Genomic DNA, 249 nt, shown 5'->3' with positions numbered 1-249 from the left:
CCATGGGCCCTGTCCGGCGAGCAAACGCGCAGGTCACCGCTCACCCGGACGGACCGTGGACCACCCAACAAGCCCGGAACCTCCTCATGGACTTCGGCGACCGGGCGGCCGACTTCCAATTTCTGGTCCGTGACCGGGCCGGACAGTTCACCGCCTCCTTCGACGCGGTCCTCGCCGACGCCGGCATCACCACCGTCACGATCCCACCCCGGACGCCCCGGGCGAACGCCTACGCCGAACGGTTCGTCC

The 249-nt window shown here is 69.9% G+C and carries 1 pseudogene; it reads left to right on the top strand.

Annotated elements, in window-relative coordinates:
- A pseudogene (locus tag FMEAI12_RS31375) lies at positions 1-249 on the top strand (hypothetical protein); the annotation flags it as partial.

It is taken from the genome of Parafrankia sp. Ea1.12, from assembly GCF_900465275.1.
Lineage (GTDB): Bacteria > Actinomycetota > Actinomycetes > Frankiales > Frankiaceae > Parafrankia > Parafrankia soli.
Note: the sequence above shows the minus strand (reverse complement) of the source record. Positions and strands in the feature narration are given on the sequence as shown.